Source organism: Sulfurimonas sp. RIFOXYD2_FULL_34_21, assembly GCF_001830805.1.
Lineage (GTDB): Bacteria > Campylobacterota > Campylobacteria > Campylobacterales > Sulfurimonadaceae > Sulfurimonas.
The window spans coordinates 189772-204949 of record NZ_MICH01000010.1 but is presented as its reverse complement, the minus strand read 5'-3'; the positions used below and the strand labels follow the sequence as shown (position 1 = coordinate 204949).

Annotated in this window: 18 protein-coding genes; 7 read left to right on the top strand and 11 right to left on the bottom strand. The window is 35.5% G+C overall.

Annotated elements, in window-relative coordinates; genetic code table 11:
• Positions 1-39: 39 nt before the first annotated feature.
• From A2530_RS06710 to A2530_RS06690, 5 genes are all read right to left on the bottom strand, one after another.
• Entirely contained in the window at positions 40-897 is an 858-nt protein-coding gene (locus A2530_RS06710) for a DUF89 domain-containing protein (protein WP_294884914.1), read from the bottom strand.
• Between the two features lie 104 nt (positions 898-1001).
• Complete coding sequence (locus tag A2530_RS06705) at positions 1002-1472, bottom strand: DUF3972 domain-containing protein (RefSeq protein WP_294884916.1); 471 nt, start codon at positions 1470-1472, stop codon at positions 1002-1004.
• Positions 1473-1499: 27 nt separating this feature from the next.
• Positions 1500-1997: a 5-(carboxyamino)imidazole ribonucleotide mutase gene (gene purE / locus A2530_RS06700; RefSeq protein ID WP_294884918.1), complete on the bottom strand. Its 498-nt coding sequence runs from the start codon at positions 1995-1997 to the stop codon at positions 1500-1502.
• 56 nt (positions 1998-2053) lie between these two features.
• Complete coding sequence (locus tag A2530_RS06695) at positions 2054-3346, bottom strand: peptidase U32 family protein (RefSeq protein ID WP_294884919.1); 1293 nt, start codon at positions 3344-3346, stop codon at positions 2054-2056.
• Positions 3346-4062, bottom strand: coding sequence for a chemotaxis protein (locus A2530_RS06690; protein ID WP_294884921.1), 717 nt, complete (start codon positions 4060-4062; stop codon positions 3346-3348). The genes A2530_RS06695 and A2530_RS06690 overlap by 1 nt, the downstream gene beginning before the upstream one ends.
• An 88-nt stretch (positions 4063-4150) precedes the next feature.
• Between A2530_RS06690 and A2530_RS06685 the strand changes: the two genes are divergently transcribed.
• The 7 genes from A2530_RS06685 (at position 4151) to A2530_RS06655 (ending at position 9956) form a co-directional block, all read left to right on the top strand.
• Positions 4151-4930, top strand: coding sequence for a histidinol-phosphatase (locus A2530_RS06685; RefSeq protein WP_294884923.1), 780 nt, complete (start codon positions 4151-4153; stop codon positions 4928-4930).
• Positions 4931-5005: 75 nt separating this feature from the next.
• On the top strand, positions 5006-5326 hold the full coding sequence (gene trxA / locus A2530_RS06680) for a thioredoxin (RefSeq protein ID WP_294884924.1): 321 nt from the start codon (positions 5006-5008) through the stop codon (positions 5324-5326).
• 19 nt (positions 5327-5345) lie between these two features.
• Positions 5346-5834 carry a hypothetical protein gene (locus A2530_RS06675; RefSeq protein ID WP_294884925.1) on the top strand — a complete coding sequence of 163 codons (489 nt, stop codon included), beginning with the start codon at positions 5346-5348 and terminating at the stop codon, positions 5832-5834.
• Between the two features lie 13 nt (positions 5835-5847).
• The gene (gene trxB, locus A2530_RS06670; protein WP_294885151.1) at positions 5848-6789 is read left to right on the top strand and encodes a thioredoxin-disulfide reductase; all 942 of its coding nucleotides are present in this window, start codon (positions 5848-5850) and stop codon (positions 6787-6789) included.
• A gap of 11 nt (positions 6790-6800) precedes the next feature.
• Entirely contained in the window at positions 6801-7568 is a 768-nt protein-coding gene (dapB, locus tag A2530_RS06665) for a 4-hydroxy-tetrahydrodipicolinate reductase (protein ID WP_294884927.1), read from the top strand.
• Positions 7569-7641: 73 nt separating this feature from the next.
• Positions 7642-8997, top strand: coding sequence for an amidophosphoribosyltransferase (gene purF / locus A2530_RS06660; protein ID WP_294884929.1), 1356 nt, complete (start codon positions 7642-7644; stop codon positions 8995-8997).
• Positions 8997-9956 (top strand): TIGR01212 family radical SAM protein, encoded by a 960-nt coding sequence (locus A2530_RS06655; RefSeq protein ID WP_294884931.1) that lies wholly within the window; start codon positions 8997-8999, stop codon positions 9954-9956. Before purF ends, A2530_RS06655 begins: the two co-directional genes overlap by 1 nt.
• Here the strand turns inward: A2530_RS06655 and A2530_RS06650 are convergent.
• The 6 genes from A2530_RS06650 to A2530_RS06625 form a co-directional block, all read right to left on the bottom strand.
• Complete coding sequence (locus A2530_RS06650; RefSeq protein ID WP_294885152.1) at positions 9953-10507, bottom strand: DUF2393 family protein; 555 nt, start codon at positions 10505-10507, stop codon at positions 9953-9955. The genes A2530_RS06655 and A2530_RS06650 overlap by 4 nt on opposite strands.
• Positions 10504-11013, bottom strand: a complete 510-nt coding sequence (locus A2530_RS06645; protein ID WP_294884933.1) for a DUF2393 domain-containing protein — start codon at positions 11011-11013, stop codon at positions 10504-10506. The genes A2530_RS06650 and A2530_RS06645 overlap by 4 nt, the downstream gene beginning before the upstream one ends.
• 7 nt (positions 11014-11020) lie before the next feature.
• A complete protein-coding gene (gene hisIE, locus A2530_RS06640; protein WP_294884935.1) occupies positions 11021-11701 on the bottom strand; it encodes a bifunctional phosphoribosyl-AMP cyclohydrolase/phosphoribosyl-ATP diphosphatase HisIE in 681 nt (226 codons plus the stop codon).
• An 8-nt stretch (positions 11702-11709) separates the two neighbouring features.
• Positions 11710-12804 (bottom strand): prohibitin family protein, encoded by a 1095-nt coding sequence (locus A2530_RS06635; RefSeq protein WP_294885153.1) that lies wholly within the window; start codon positions 12802-12804, stop codon positions 11710-11712.
• Positions 12805-12837: 33 nt separating this feature from the next.
• Positions 12838-13755: a branched-chain amino acid transaminase gene (locus tag A2530_RS06630; RefSeq protein WP_294884938.1), complete on the bottom strand. Its 918-nt coding sequence runs from the start codon at positions 13753-13755 to the stop codon at positions 12838-12840.
• A 199-nt stretch (positions 13756-13954) separates the two neighbouring features.
• On the bottom strand, positions 13955-15145 hold the full coding sequence (locus A2530_RS06625; protein WP_294884940.1) for a hypothetical protein: 1191 nt from the start codon (positions 15143-15145) through the stop codon (positions 13955-13957).
• Between the last annotated feature and the right edge of the window lie 33 nt (positions 15146-15178).

Below are 15178 nucleotides of genomic sequence, written 5' to 3'. Positions count from 1 at the left end.
TTATACCAAGCTGAGTTAAAAGTTAGATTTATTAAAAGATTATGCCATTTTGCACACTATGTCCCCGACCTCTTTGCCAAGTGAGTTTGCCACAACATTGCACTTTACCTTTAGTAAAAAGCAGATATTTTTCCTATGAGAAGGACTCATACATTCGTAATTTCCCATACCCTTGCTTATAACCAAGTCTGTGCTGTCAAAAAGTTCTCTTGAGTAAGAATTTGCTCTGCCATAAACAAAACCCGGAGTATTTACGCCGCTGTCAACTATTTCGCAAATTTTATCAAACCCTGCTTCTTTTGCTTCTTTGATAGTCACATCATTTATGATTGGATTTCCTCTAACCATGTACGAATATTTGACATGTGGATACAACTCTTTTAAATATTCAATTAACATGTAGTCAAATATATGCTCTCCGACGTTATCGCCCATAATCAAAACTGATTTAGCATTGTTTAGCTGTTTTTCAAGCAAATCAAAATCATTATATGCAAAATCGGTGTCAAATATTTTTTCAAGTTCCTCTTGCAAATCAAATTCAACTTCGGCCGCCAAATCTATTACATTTCCGGCAACTGCTATTTTAACTGCGCTTAAGAGTTTATTATTTGAAGATGATAGTTTTTCTTTTAACAGAGGTATAAAGGAGAGGGCTTTTTTTGTAGAATGTTCTTTAACCTCATCGTAAAGGTCAACTTTACCTGCAATTTGTGCCATTTTTTCATAAACATAAGAGGCAATTTCAGGAGGAGCATCATTAAAAGAGAAAAATTTACTCATATCCGTGACGGTAGATATAAGCTCATTTGAAAGCGACTCTGATGCATGTATGGCATTTGCCACTTTAGCACTTTGATTTATTATACAGCCTACACAAGCCTCATCAATAGTCATACTTTATAAACCTTTTATTTCTCAAAAACTTGTTTTTGTAGCTTTAGGGGGTTGTAGGGACTTTAGTCCCTACCGTTATAATGAGCTTTGCTCATTATAGGCTATCATGTAGTATGCTCTTCAATAGCTTTGTTCCACATAAGTTTATATTTTCTTCTCATAAACTCAACCTCTTGTTGTGAAAGTTTTAACTGCTCTTGAAGGGTGTGTATTGTTTTTCTATCTTCATCGTAAAGTTCTTGCAATGAAGCCAGAGCTTCTCTTAAAAACTCATTTTCAACTCTGACTGCGGCAAGAGTCTCATCTTTTGCATCAAGGACTTTTTCATGAAGATTTATTATAGTGCCTATTGTTTTTTCAACAAATTGAGGCTGTACCAACATCTCTTTTGTATTTCTAGCTGAGAGTTCTCTAAGCTGAACGGGAACAACTTCTCCGGAGCCTTTAGAAGGGTCTATATATCTGACTCCGCCTTCTACTTTTATTGTAAGTTTGCCTCTATGTGCCAAATCATCAATAGCCGATATATCTAGCCCCGTAAGTTCCATATACTCTTCGTCACTCATCCACTTCATTTAAAGCCCCTTTTTGCTATAAACTATTTAAGATATAATAGTTTCGATCTCCATAGAATCCATCTCTACTTTTTTAGCTTTTGCTATGCGGTCTTCTTTTAGTTTTATCTCAAGTTCTTCATTATCAAGTGCTAAAATTTGCATAGCCAAATAAGCAGAATTTATTGCTCCTGCTTTACCTATGGCTACAGTAGCAACAGGCATTCCGGCAGGCATTTGAACAGTAGATAAAAGTGCGTCAATGCCGCTAAGAGCAGATGCGCTCATAGGAACACCGATAATCGGTTTAATTGTCTTTGAAGATAGCACACCGGCTAAATGCGCTGCCATTCCTGCAGCTGCAATGAAAACCTTGGCGCCTTTTTTTTCTGCTTTGATTATATAATCTTTAGTTCTCTCCGGTGAACGGTGAGCAGAAGATATAATCATCTCATACTTAACACCGAAAGCCTCAAGCGTATCTGAACAAGACTTCATAATCTCATAATCGCTTTTACTTCCTATTACAATTGAAACAAATTTCATTTAGCTACTTTCCTTATTTTTGATGACAGATTATATCATAGCTGTTTTTAAATAAGTTAAACTTTTGGATATGTCCCCATATCTTCATGCGATGGAATTCTCAAAAATGTATATGGAGGAAATTTTACAGGAAGTGTTATAGGGTTTGTATTTCCACTGTGAACTTCATCCCATACTTTTTTATTCTCAGCCAAGAGCTGTTTTAACTTCATATAAACTTTTCCATCTCTCTCATAAGTAGTACCTATCTCATTATCAACTGTATCTATCTTCGAATCAAGAGGAGCTACAATTTCAAGCTCATCATAAGGCAAGGTTTTATATTTACATAAAAAGTGTGTTCCCTCTTCATTTACTACTCCGCTAACTTGATGAGTACCAAGTTGCATTGTAAAGTCAAGGCTTTGTGTGTCATGTTTTTCAAACGGTCTTGAGATTAAATAGGCATCCGTATAACCGCGATTTTGAAGAGAGTTAAGCTCATATTGATATTTTTCTACATCGTTTATTCCGTTATAGTAATCATCAATTGCCATTCTGTATGCTTTTGCGGTAACAGCCGCATAATAAGCAGTTTTTGTACGACCTTCTACTTTAATAGAATCCACGGCACCGCTATCTAAAATCTCTTTTACATGTGAAGCAAGATTCAAATCTTTTGAGTTCATAATGTAGGTACCGACACCCTCATCTTCCTCAAGCTTAAAAAGTGTTCCCGTTTCAGGATTTGCCGCATACATTTCATAAGGAAATCTGCAGTCGTTAGCACAGCTTCCGCGGTTTGGTACACGTCCGCTTTGAAGAGTAGAGATAAGACATCGCCCACTATATGCAAAACACATAGAACCGTGAACAAAAACCTCTAACTCCAAATCAGGAAGCTCTTTTTTTATCTCTACCAAATCACGAAGAGATATCTCTCTAGCCGTGATTATTCGAGTAGCTCCCATATCATAATAGACTTTTGCATCAAGAACATTCATTACATTGGCTTGTGTTGAGAGATGAAGCGGCATATTAGGAACAAGCTCATGGCAAAGCTTTAAAACACCTGGAGTCGCAACAATAAAAGCATCCGGTTTTAATTCCGCCATTTTTATAATATGCTTTTTTAAAAGGCTAAGTTGCGAGTTAAAAGGAAACCCGTTTATCGTCGCATAAACCTTTTTACCTCTTGCATGTGCGTACGCGATTCCCTCTTCAAACTCTTCAAAACTAAACTCTTTGCCTGAGCGAATACGAAGAGAGAAGTGACTTACTCCGCCATAAACTGCGTCAGCACCAAAATCAATCGCAATTTTTAGTTTCTCCAATGTTCCCGCTGGAGATAATAATTCAACTTTTTGCATCAGTTTCCAAACTGCGCCAAAAGAGCTTCTATATCTTCATTTGACGCCGTGTCGTTATGGGTATCCCCTAGGATATGCTGAGCGGAAGAGACCCTTTTATCATCATCTATTCTACCCTCGAAAAGAGAATTCATATAGTTAGAAAGTGCGCGCATAACGTTTATAACTCTCTCTATTTTTTGACGATGGATATCTTGATACTGCATTATATCCATAACGCTCATTATCGATTCACCGCTTGATTGCAATGTTTCTAATGATTGAGTAGCCTCATCTAATGCAGCTGTATTTTTTTCCAATTGAGTTGAGAAAGCTTCAACATCAGGAAATTTTTCACTCAATGTAGTAAATAGTTTAATATTGCTCTCTAATACTTCTATAACACTGTTTAGATTTTCTTCTTTTTCCATTAATTCATTTGAAACATTTTCTATTAAATCAAATATTTCACTTGCTTTTTCTTCACTCTCTTTTGTAACGTCATCAAGCTGATGAACCATCTTATTTTCATTTGTTGCAGGAAGAGGCCAGTGATGCGCAGTCTCTTTTGAGTAACCAGCGGGTTTATCAGAACTATTTTTTAACTCTTTGGGTTCTTCTTCAAACTCTTCTTCAATATCAGCATCATCCTTTGAATCATGACTGATATCATCACTTAAAGATTCTAGGTCTTCAATATCTCCACTCATTAAGGCATCAAGTTCTTCTTGAGTCATAAACAATTCTCCATACTTGCAAAATTAGCTAAATTTAATTATTAGCACTATAATATCATAAAAATATATAAATATGAGAATCAAAAAGATGATAATAGACTTACATAATCACACAAAACTTTGTAATCATGCAGAAGGCGAAATCTTTGAATACGTTGAAAAAGCCATAGAGTGCGGTACAAAATATTTTGGTTTTTCAGAACATGCGCCAATGAATTTCGATAAAAAATATCGTATTGATTTTGAACAGATGAAAAACTATGAAGACGCTGTTTTGATAGCTAAAGAAAGATATAAAAATAAGATAGAAATACTTTTAGGCTATGAAGTAGATTATCTAAAAAACCACATGGATAATAGAGTTTTAAATGCAGATGTGGACTATCTAATAGGTTCTGTTCACTTTATTAATGAGTGGGGATTTGACAATCCTGAATTTATCGGCAGATATGAAAATGAGAACATAGATGTGATTTGGCAGAAATATTTCAGTGCAATTGAAGAGATGGCAAAAACAGAATTATTCGATATCGTAGGACACTTAGACTTAATCAAAATTTTTAAGTTTATGCCAAAATCAGACATCAATCAAATAGCAAAAAATGCTCTTGTGGCAATAAAAAAAGCCGACATGTCAATTGAGATAAACGTTGCAGGATTTAGAAAGCCGATAGGAGAAGCTTATCCATCTTTATCGCTTTTAAAAGAGGCAAAAAAACTTGATATTCCTATAACTTTTGCATCTGATGCACATAAACCGGAGCAAGTAGGAATCTTTAACGACGAAGCAGTTAAAATGGCAAAAGATGCAGGATATAACGAATGTGTTTTTTACCGTAAAAGGAAAAGAGAGTTTATAAAATTTTAATAAATAGATCATAAAGCAATTTTAAAGAGTTAGACTTGTATAATGTTTCAACTTAAAATAAATAAGGAAATAATAATGGGCAAATATATAGAATTAACTAGTTCAGATTTTGAAGCAACTTTAAAAGAAGGTGTATCGTTAGTAGATTTTTGGGCACCTTGGTGTGGACCTTGTCGTATGATTGCTCCAGTAATCGAAGAGTTGGCTGATGATTACGAAGGCAAAGCTAAAATCTGTAAAGTGAATACTGATGAAGAGCAAGATATTGCTGTTAAATTCGGTATTCGTTCTATCCCAACAATCATGTTTTTTAAAGACGGTAAAATGGTTGATCAAGTTGTTGGAGCGCAATCCAAAGCTGCTTTAGCAGAGAAAATAAACGCTCTTTTAGCGTAATAATTTAAAGAGTAGTGTAGTGTCTGGGAGAGGCAGAAGCCTCTTTTCTTTATCTACATTGCTAGCATCATTCTTTGGTGCAGCTATGATAGCTGCTGCCTTTGCCTACTTCAACTACAAGTTTTCAGAGTATAAGTTTATTGATTTTAAAGAGTTTATCTTTTATGAGAAAAAAGATATTTTTACTCCATTTGAAGACAAATACATAGTAATATTTTATAGTTCTAAAGATAAAAAAAGCGCCAAGCTTATTGCTGAGACAAACCTCAATTATCCAATCCTTGCAATAGATTACTATAATGAAGTGCATGAAAATAGTAAATACACAACCTTTTTAAGATCCGGCACAAAAACATCGTTAGGTTTTATTCAAAGATTCAACATCTATGAAATCCCATCTATTTTTTTTATAAAGAAAACAAAAGAGCAGATTTATAAACAAGATAGTATGATACGAAAACTAGATAATTTAAATGAGTTATCAAATAAAATAAAAGATTTGCAATAAAAGGTATCTTATGATTTTAGATTGCGCAATTATAGGCGGTGGACCTGCCGGGCTGACTGCAGGTTTATATACAACTCGAGGCGGTTTGGAAAATGTGGTTATGTTTGAAAAAGGTATGCCAGGCGGTCAGATAACTTTGAGTAGTGAAATAGAAAATTATCCGGGTGTCAGCGGAGAAATTTCCGGTATGGATTTGATGATGCCATGGCCTGCTCAATGCCAAAAATTTGGCTTAAAACATGAGATGGTAGAAGTAAAACGCGTAAGCAAAGATGGTAATATTTTTAAAATTCATAAAGAAGACGGTTCAGTTTCACAGGCTCACAGCGTCATAATTTGTACCGGCTCATCACCCAGACGAGCAGGATTTGCCGGAGAAGACGAATTATTTGGAAAAGGTGTAAGCACATGTGCTACATGTGACGGTTTTTTCTATAAAGGAAAAGAAGTTGCCGTCATTGGAGGCGGAGATACTGCTTTAGAAGAAGCTCTGTACTTAGCTAAAATATGTTCAAAAGTATATTTAGTACATAGAAGAGATACTTTTCGCTCAGCTCCAAATACTGTAAAAAGAATCAAAAACACCCAAAATATTGAGCTTGTTTTAAATTCTACTCCAGAAGAAGTTTATGGCGATAATATGGGTGTAACAGGTTTACATGTAAAAACCGGCAACGGAGAGATTCGCGATATAAAAGTACTTGGTGTTTTTGTTTTTGTCGGAAACGATGTAAACAATCAAACTCTTATTCAAGAAGACGGAAGCTTTTTATGTGATGTCAATAAGAATGGAGAGGTTATAGTTGATATAAAAATGAAAACCTCTTTAAAAGGGCTTTATGCGGCAGGCGATATGCGTTTATCAGCTCCAAAGCAGGTAGTAAGTGCAGCAGGTGACGGTGCAGTTGCCGCTCTTGAAGCAATAACATACGTAGATGAAAAATTAAACTCTTAAAGGATAGTTAGATGGTTAAAGTTGGTGTATTTGGTGCAAACGGAAGAGTTGGAAAACTTATTATTGATGATTTAAAAGAGACTGATAACATAAGCCTTAGTTCGGTATTTGTCAGAGACTCTCTTAATTTCTCAATAGACCCTTCAGTTTTAGTAAGCACTAGTATGAAATCATTTTTAAATGCTTGTGATATAGTTATAGATTTTTCACTTCCTGAGGCTTGCGAATTACTACTTGAAGCGGCAATAAAAACTCCAAAACCACTGGTAATTGGCACAACAGGGCTAAATACTCATCAGCTAAATCTTCTTAAACAGGCAAGTGAAAATATGCCGATTCTTTATGCCACAAACATGTCTTTGGGAGTAGCTCTATTGAACAAGATTGTATATCAAGCATCAGCAGCTCTTGAAGGGTTTGATATAGAGATTGTAGAGATGCATCACAAACATAAAAAAGATGCTCCTAGTGGGACGGCTCTTACTCTTGGGGAATCGGCAGCTCATGGTCGAGGACTTAGCCTTGATAAGGTTCGCATAAGCGGAAGAGACGGCAATATCGGAGAGAGAACCAAAGATGAAATTGCGGTAATGGCGCTTCGCGGCGGAGACATTGTTGGTCGTCATACGGTAGGTTTTTATAACGACGGAGAGTTTATTGAGTTAAATCATACGGCAACTTCTAGAAATACTTTTAGTAAAGGTGCAATAAGAGCTGCATCGTGGTTAGCAGACAAAGAAGCCGGACTATACTCTATTAGTGATTGCTTAGAGATTTAAATCAACTATAATTTACTTTGGTTTTAGTATAATTCCATAATTATTTTATGTCAGTACGCTCGAGGAGAAAAATGTGTTAGAAGATGTTAATGAAAAATGTGCGGTTGTAGGAATCTACGGTAATAAAGAGGCTTCTAAACTGGCTTATTTTTCACTGCATGCACTTCAACATCGCGGTCAGGAAGCTGCCGGAATAAGTTCTTCTGATGGGAAAAAACTCCATACTATTAAAAAGCGCGGTTTGGTTATGCGTGTTTTTGATGAGAAAAAACTTGAAACTCTAAGTGGTTCAAGTGCAATAGGTCATACTCGCTACTCAACTGCGGGGGATGATTCTATTTTAGATGCTCAGCCTGTATTTGCAAGGTATGATTTGGGCGAGATGGCTATTGTTCACAACGGAAATCTTACAAATGCAGAAGAGATTCGTAACAAGCTTATTGATAAAGGTGCCATATTTCAAACTTTTATGGATACCGAAAATCTTATCCATCTTATTGCAAAAAGTGAACAGAGAAAACTGCTTGATAGAATTATAGATGCTGTACAGAGAATTGAGGGTGCTTTTTCACTTGTCTTTTTAAGCAGAACAAAGATGTTTGCAATGCGAGACCGCCACGGTTTTCGCCCTTTAAGTTTAGGAAAACTGCCAAACGGAGGTTATATAGTTGCAAGTGAAACATGTGCGTTTGATCTTGTCGGAGCAGAGTTTATAAGAGATGTTGAGCCCGGTGAACTTTTGATTTTTGATGAGAACAAAGAACCTGAGAGTATAAAAGTTTTTGAGCCGACTCCAAAACACTGTATATTTGAGTATGTTTACTTTGCCAGACCTGATTCAAAAGTATTTGGTCAGTCGGTTTATCAAACTAGAAAAAATATGGGTATAGAACTAGCACGTATAAAACCTGTTGAAGCAGACATGGTAATTCCGGTTCCTGATGGCGGTGTTCCTGCTGCTATAGGATATGCTCAAGAGAGTGGGATTCCTTATGAGATGGGAATTATGAGAAATCACTATATAGGACGAACCTTCATTGAACCTACCCAAGAGATGAGAGATTTAAAAGTTAAGATGAAACTCTCGCCGATGATTGATATAATAAAAGGCAAAAGAGTAATTGTAGTGGATGACTCAATTGTTCGCGGTACGACTTCAAAAAGAATAGTTAGAATGCTAAAAGAAGCCGGAGCTAGCGAAGTTCACATGAGAGTCTCAAGCCCTCCTACTACAGATCCATGTTTTTACGGTGTTGATACGCCTAACAAAGATAAACTTATTGCTGCTAATATGTCTCAAGACGATATATGCAAATTTATTGAAGCAGACTCGTTAGCTTATCTGGATGAAGCATCTCTTCTTAGAAGCGTAAATACAAAAGAAGAAAACTACTGTACTGCTTGCTTTACAGGAAAATATATAGTTTAATGAAACAAATCTACACCTTTGGCAACTACTTAAAAGATAAGTTTGGTTGCAAAGTTTATAAAGTCGGCATTAATATCTCTGGATTTACATGTCCAAATATTGATGGGACAATTGCCAAAGGTGGATGTACTTTTTGTGAAAATGACTCTTTTAGTGCAAGCACCGGCGAAACAAAAGAACTAAAAGGGTTTCATTTAAATCTAACTTCCCAAGAAAACCCTTACCTCGACAAACAACTAAAACAGCTCGAGATGCAGTTTGAAGCTATTAGCAAAAGACAACATGTAGAATACGGCGCACAAAAATTTTTGGTTTATTTTCAATCCTTTACAAATACTTATGCGCCGTTTTCTACACTTAAGGCTCTTTATGATAAAGCACTCTCATTTGAAAACGTAATAGGGCTTAGCATAGGAACACGCTCGGATAGTATAACGGAAGAGACACTTGAATATCTTGCGACGCTAAACAAAGAAAAAGAGATATGGATAGAGTTTGGAATTCAATCAATATATGACGAAACTCTTCAAAAAATTAACCGCGGACATGACAGCAAAAACGTAAAAGAGTGGATTTTAAAAGCCAAAGCAAAAGGTTTAAATGTTTGTGGACATTTAATATTCGGTCTGCCCGATGAAAACAGAGATATGATGCTCCATACTGCTAAAGTAGCTTATAGTTGGGGGATTGACTCTGTAAAATACCATCCGCTGTATGTAGTAAAGAAAACTGCTCTGGCAAATGATTTTACTAAGGGAATTTTTATACCGATATCTGAGAGCGAATATCTTGATGTGTTAATAGAGTCTATAAAAATGAAGCCCTCAAACGTATCGGTTCAAAGAGTTACGGCAGGAATTGACGACAATTCACTATTATCTCCTCAGTGGTGTAAAGATAAAAACAGTCAAATAAAAAAAATCAATAGTGCGTTAAAACCTTTAGGTCTTAAATATTAATGAGCATATACTTTCGCGAAGTCTGAAACACTTCTAAAGTAGGGAGGATAGTCGAAATATACTCTAAAATCCTGTGACTGCCCGGGTTTTAGATTTTTTGCTACTACAAACTCATATGTTATTTGTTGTGGCTTACTCAGTCTGTCAAATCCAAAACCGCCTGTGAAAAAATTTAAAATGCCACTCGGAGAGAAAAATGAGCCTGCTTTCATATCAGCGGTACCAAGATTCTTATTAACTAACTTAATTTCAAAGGTAACCTCGCCTATTTCATGATTTCCCTCATTTTTCACTACACCGCTGTACATAATCTTCTCTAAATCTAGCATTCTTCTGTTTTCTAGTTTATAAAGTTTTACCTCTTTGGTATATTTATCAACCATAAACATGCTAAAAACACTCATAAGCAAAAATATTATTAAAAAAACTACTATCATTTGTGATTTAAGTTTTTTATCCTCTTGCTTAAATGCAACCAGCAAACCACCCGCTAATCCAACTAATAAAATAGATAAAACTATATAGTGCCAGTAATTAAACAAGGTAATCATCTGCAATCAGCTCCCAAAGTTATATTATAATCTCCCACATAGACAAAGGGTTCTACTATTATCTTTATCTCTCGTTCTTCATCTTTAAGAATATCACTCTCAATAATCGACATTTTATTAATAGGTTTAAGTTTTAATACATAATTTTTAAATTCATTAGGAGTTAACTTATAAACTTTAGCAGTTATTTTACAACTTTGGAAATCTCTTTTGGATATATTTTTTATAGTTCCTTCAATAACAACTGCTTTGGTAAAAGTTAATTTTTTTTGGCTGGTAATTGCAGTTGTATTTTTAAACAAAAATTTATGCATCTCAATATATCCAAATATTGAACCGACAATTAAAAATATAAATGAAAAAAGTATAAGAGAGAGTGCTAATACTGTTTTATGCCTAAAAACTATTCCTAAAATCATAAACAGAAGAAAAACAACCAACACACCGCCAAATAACATGTAGTCGTAAATTATAAGTTCTTTTATAAATTCGGTTACTATTTCCATAATTGTTTTAGCCGTCTCTTGAGTTTTTTTCTGCAATCCCGCTTATATTAAATCTGCGAGCCAGCTCTTGCTTGACTCTATCTGGAGATATATTCTTTGCGGCAAGTGCTACTAATACATGGTATGTTAAATCTGCAGCTTCATATACTATCTCTTTCTCATCATTATCTTTATATGCAAAACTAAATTCTCCTGCTTCTTCTACGACCTTTTTTAAAATCGTATTATCACCTTTGCTTAAAAGCTTTGCCGTCCATGAAGTTTGAGGGTCTGCTGTTTTTCTATCTTGGATAGTATGATAAAGAGTATCTATTACACCATAATGTGCTTGAGTGCTTATTTCAACTTCAAAGTTAATTTTACCGCTTTGAAGTTCAGTGAAAAAGCAAGAGCGGCGACCGGTATGACAAGCTACTCCTTCTTGCACTACCTTGATAAGAAGGGTATCGTTATCGCAGTCAATATAAAAAGAGTCTATCTTTTGAATATGTCCGCTGCTCTCTCCCTTTTTCCATATACGTTGCTTGCTTCTTGAGAAATAGTGAGCAATTTTAGTGGAGAGTGATAGTTCTAAAGCCTGCTTATCCATGTAAGCCATCATTAAAATTTCGTTATTTTGAATATCTTGAACAATAACCGGCAAAAGATCTATTTTTTGCCAGTCTATTTTATTAATTATTTCTTGCATATCTATACTTATTCGGTCGTTGAAGTTCTCTGTTTAGCATCCTTCATATCAACCCAGATATTTGGGGTTGAACCGCCAGGCGTTAAGAAAATTTTAGCATCTTTGTTTTCGCGAAGAGCATCGTTAAACTTTCCTTGAACTTGAATCTGTTCTAGCTGAAGCAATTGAGTAGTTAATGATTTTGAAATCAAATAGTTTGCTTTTGATTTTGCATCTGCATCAATCGTAATGGCATCAGCAATACCCTGTGCCTCAATTCTAGCTTTTTGAGCAACACCTTCTGCTTCAGCTGCACGCTTAAGAGCTTCTTGTTTTGCACGTTGTACATCTTGTTCAGCTTTTTGAACCTCTTGTTTTGCAACTTGAACACGCTCTATCTGCTCTTTTACTTTTAGAGGCAAACCTATCTCACGAAGTTGAACAGATTGAAGGTCTGCAGGAGAATTTTGAAGACTTGTTACACTATCTCTCACACCTTTATCAATCTCATCAGCTATAACATTTCTTTGTTGTGGAAGCGACTCTGCATCATATTTACCGACAACGTTACGAACAACATCCCTTACAACAGGATTTATAATTTTATCTTCCCAGCTAAAACCCCAGTTTGAAATAGTTTGTGCAGCATACTGTGCATTTAGTCTATACTGAACAGTTAGTTCTATCGAAACCGGTAAACCACGCTTATCAAGAACAGTAATAGCAGGTTTTACCCCAATGCCTGATGTTATACTACCAGTTCCTGCTTCAATACTGGATGCATAGTTAATAATACGCACCTTTGTGTCAACAACATAAACTTTTTGAATTACAGGCAAAATAAAATGAAGTCCGGGAAGAAGAGCTTGATCTTGATATTTACCATTTGTGCTTAAAATTCCTCGCTCTCCCTCTTCAATAATCGTAAAAGGTTTTGCTAAAATTAAAAGAACTATCACTGCTACTAAAAAATAGACGAATCCTGCTTTTCCTCCACCAAAATTAAAATCTATCTTTGGCATTTGAGGAGTGTTTCCACCGCCGCCACCGCCGGAAGATTTTTTTGTAAAACTGCTCTCTTCACTCTTTTTTTTGTTAAAATAATCGTTCATATCAGATGCCATTGTAATCCTGTCATTCATTTTTTTATTCCTTGTTTATATATATGTTAAATAGTGCTCATACTCTTTGTTACGTCCAAATACTATATCAAAATATGTACTTTGTAACTTCTCTGTCATCTCGCCACGAGCTCCACACCCTATCTCTCTAGCATCTATTATACGTACAGGCGTAATTTCTGCAGCAGTTCCTGTTAAAAATGCTTCGTCTGCCACATAAACATCTTCTCTTGAAATACGGCGACGTTCAACTTTTATACCCATATTTTGAGCTACTTCTATTACTGTTTTTTGAGTAATAGACTCTAAAGAGTTATCATTTGGAGGAGTTATAAGAACACCGTTTTTTACCATGAAGAAACTAGCTCCACTTGCTTCTGCTACATAACCCTGATCGTCAAGTAAAAGAGCTTCTTCATATCCGCAATCAATCGCTTCATATTTTGCCATTTGAGAATTCAAGTAGTTTGCAGTAGCTTTTGCTTTACCCATGTTTGACGTGTTTGCAGGTCTTGTCATAGATACAATTTTTAATTTTATACCTTTTTGCATACCCTCTTCTCCAAGATAAGCACCCCACTCCCATGCTGCCATTACGGTCTCTACCGGAGCATTTTTATGGTAAACACCCATAACACCGTATCCTAAAAAAGCAAACGGGCGAATATAGACATTGTCGCCTTGGAACTCATTTCTTCTTAAGAGTTCTATTTGAGCTTGATTCATCTCTTCGACGCTGTAAGGAATATCCATAAGAGTCATTTTTGCAGACTCTTTCAATCTTTTTGTATGGTCGTTTAGTCGAAAAATAGCGTAACCTTTAGCTGTTTTATACGCTTTAGTTCCTTCTATAACACCGTTTCCATAGTGTAGCGTGTGAGATAAAACATGAGTTTGAGCATCATTCCACGCTTTAAACTCCCCATTCATCCAAATATATTTGGCACTGTTCATAAATTGCTCCGATTAAGTAATGCATAAAATTTTGATATTTTATCTAAAATGATGTTTATATTGTATTAATTCTAAGTAAGTACCACTTTATAAATGAGGTAAAAGAGCTATTTACATGTAAAAATAGAGATATAAAGCCGTAATGACTTTATATCCATGAAGGAGAGAAAAGAGAAAAATAGTTGTGAAGATTTAAATCCTACCAATGAACCTCTGCAGTAAGCATTACAGAATCCCAATCTTTAGAATTGCTTTCTTGAATGTTATACGATTGACCTGAGAGCAACCATTTAAAGTTTTTATTTTGTTGCCATGCAACACCATAGATAGCATTTTTTTCAGTTGAAGAAATTACACCTGTCGTTGTGTTTTCATTTTCCCACTCATCATAACGAGCAAAAGCAGAAAACTCTTTCTTTTCGCCAAAACGATATGTACCGTTTACCGAATAACCTTGTCCATTCCAGTTGCTATCATTTGCCAAATCGTTATCAGAAGTCACATACTGAGCAGCAATTAAGAAAGAAGGCATGTTATAAACAGTATGCAGACCATAAAATTTATAATCCTCAGATTTGCCTAATGAGGAAGCATTATGAGAGTTGTCCATATTGTATTGACCAAAGAATGATGCATCAAAATATGTATCTTTTAATGGTTTTCTCTTTTTATCGCCATTTCCAAGTAAAGCAGCAGTAAATCTCCACTCAGCAGATACACCGTCTCCTAACTCTTCATCATTTGCACCGCTACTATCGTTAGTACCGTGGTAACCTTCACCGTTAAAGATACCTACTTCTGATGTAAAATAAGGAGTTTTTGTTTTAAAGTTAACACCCAAGTCTGCCGAGTTAGTAAGGTGTGCCGCTTCATCTGCTTCTACGAATACTTTAGAGATAGAACGCATCCACCAACCTTGATGCTCCTCATAATCAATCCAAGGACGGTGAGCCATACCGAATTCAACACCCGTATAAGGTAAAATGTTGTTTAAGTATAAATAAGCGTATTTCACATAAGCATTAGCATGCCCTTCACCGTTAGCCGTTGAATTTGAGTATGTTGCGTCTAACGTTACACGTAGATAACTTTTAGGGTCATCCATAACATATGCTTTTACTTGAACATAGTTTCTGCGCATTTCAAAATTATTAGTCGTATCTCCGCTTTTCATATCTTTATTAACAAAACCTAAATAGTGAGTACCGCTAAACTCTAACTTTGAGCTTTTTGAGAAAACTGAAGTCTCATCACTTTTTATAGCAATACGATCTGCAGCAGATGTAGTAAATACTTGACCTTTGTCATCTACGTAAAACTGCTGTGCAGCACTCAAGCTAGTCGCGCTAACCGCTAAAGCAGCTATAGTCGATAAAACGATTTTTTTCATTTTTATTCCCTTGTTTTTTTGTAGGAGAATTAT

Excerpts from the sequence above, each read along its gene's own strand:
- A2530_RS06710 (WP_294884914.1), bottom strand. The coding sequence starts at position 897 with ATGACTATTGATGAGGCTTGTGTAGGCTGTATAATAAATCAAAGTGCT.
- A2530_RS06705 (WP_294884916.1), bottom strand. The coding sequence starts at position 1,472 with ATGAAGTGGATGAGTGACGAAGAGTATATGGAACTTACGGGGCTAGAT.
- purE (WP_294884918.1), bottom strand. The coding sequence starts at position 1,997 with ATGAAATTTGTTTCAATTGTAATAGGAAGTAAAAGCGATTATGAGATT.
- A2530_RS06695 (WP_294884919.1), bottom strand. The coding sequence starts at position 3,346 with ATGCAAAAAGTTGAATTATTATCTCCAGCGGGAACATTGGAGAAACTA.
- A2530_RS06690 (WP_294884921.1), bottom strand. The coding sequence starts at position 4,062 with ATGACTCAAGAAGAACTTGATGCCTTAATGAGTGGAGATATTGAAGAC.
- A2530_RS06685 (WP_294884923.1), top strand. The coding sequence starts at position 4,151 with ATGATAATAGACTTACATAATCACACAAAACTTTGTAATCATGCAGAA.
- trxA (WP_294884924.1), top strand. The coding sequence starts at position 5,006 with ATGGGCAAATATATAGAATTAACTAGTTCAGATTTTGAAGCAACTTTA.
- dapB (WP_294884927.1), top strand. The coding sequence starts at position 6,801 with ATGGTTAAAGTTGGTGTATTTGGTGCAAACGGAAGAGTTGGAAAACTT.
- A2530_RS06655 (WP_294884931.1), top strand. The coding sequence starts at position 8,997 with ATGAAACAAATCTACACCTTTGGCAACTACTTAAAAGATAAGTTTGGT.
- A2530_RS06650 (WP_294885152.1), bottom strand. The coding sequence starts at position 10,507 with ATGATTACCTTGTTTAATTACTGGCACTATATAGTTTTATCTATTTTA.
- A2530_RS06645 (WP_294884933.1), bottom strand. The coding sequence starts at position 11,013 with ATGGAAATAGTAACCGAATTTATAAAAGAACTTATAATTTACGACTAC.
- hisIE (WP_294884935.1), bottom strand. The coding sequence starts at position 11,701 with ATGCAAGAAATAATTAATAAAATAGACTGGCAAAAAATAGATCTTTTG.
- A2530_RS06635 (WP_294885153.1), bottom strand. The coding sequence starts at position 12,804 with ATGGCATCTGATATGAACGATTATTTTAACAAAAAAAAGAGTGAAGAG.
- A2530_RS06630 (WP_294884938.1), bottom strand. The coding sequence starts at position 13,755 with ATGAACAGTGCCAAATATATTTGGATGAATGGGGAGTTTAAAGCGTGG.
- A2530_RS06625 (WP_294884940.1), bottom strand. The coding sequence starts at position 15,145 with ATGAAAAAAATCGTTTTATCGACTATAGCTGCTTTAGCGGTTAGCGCG.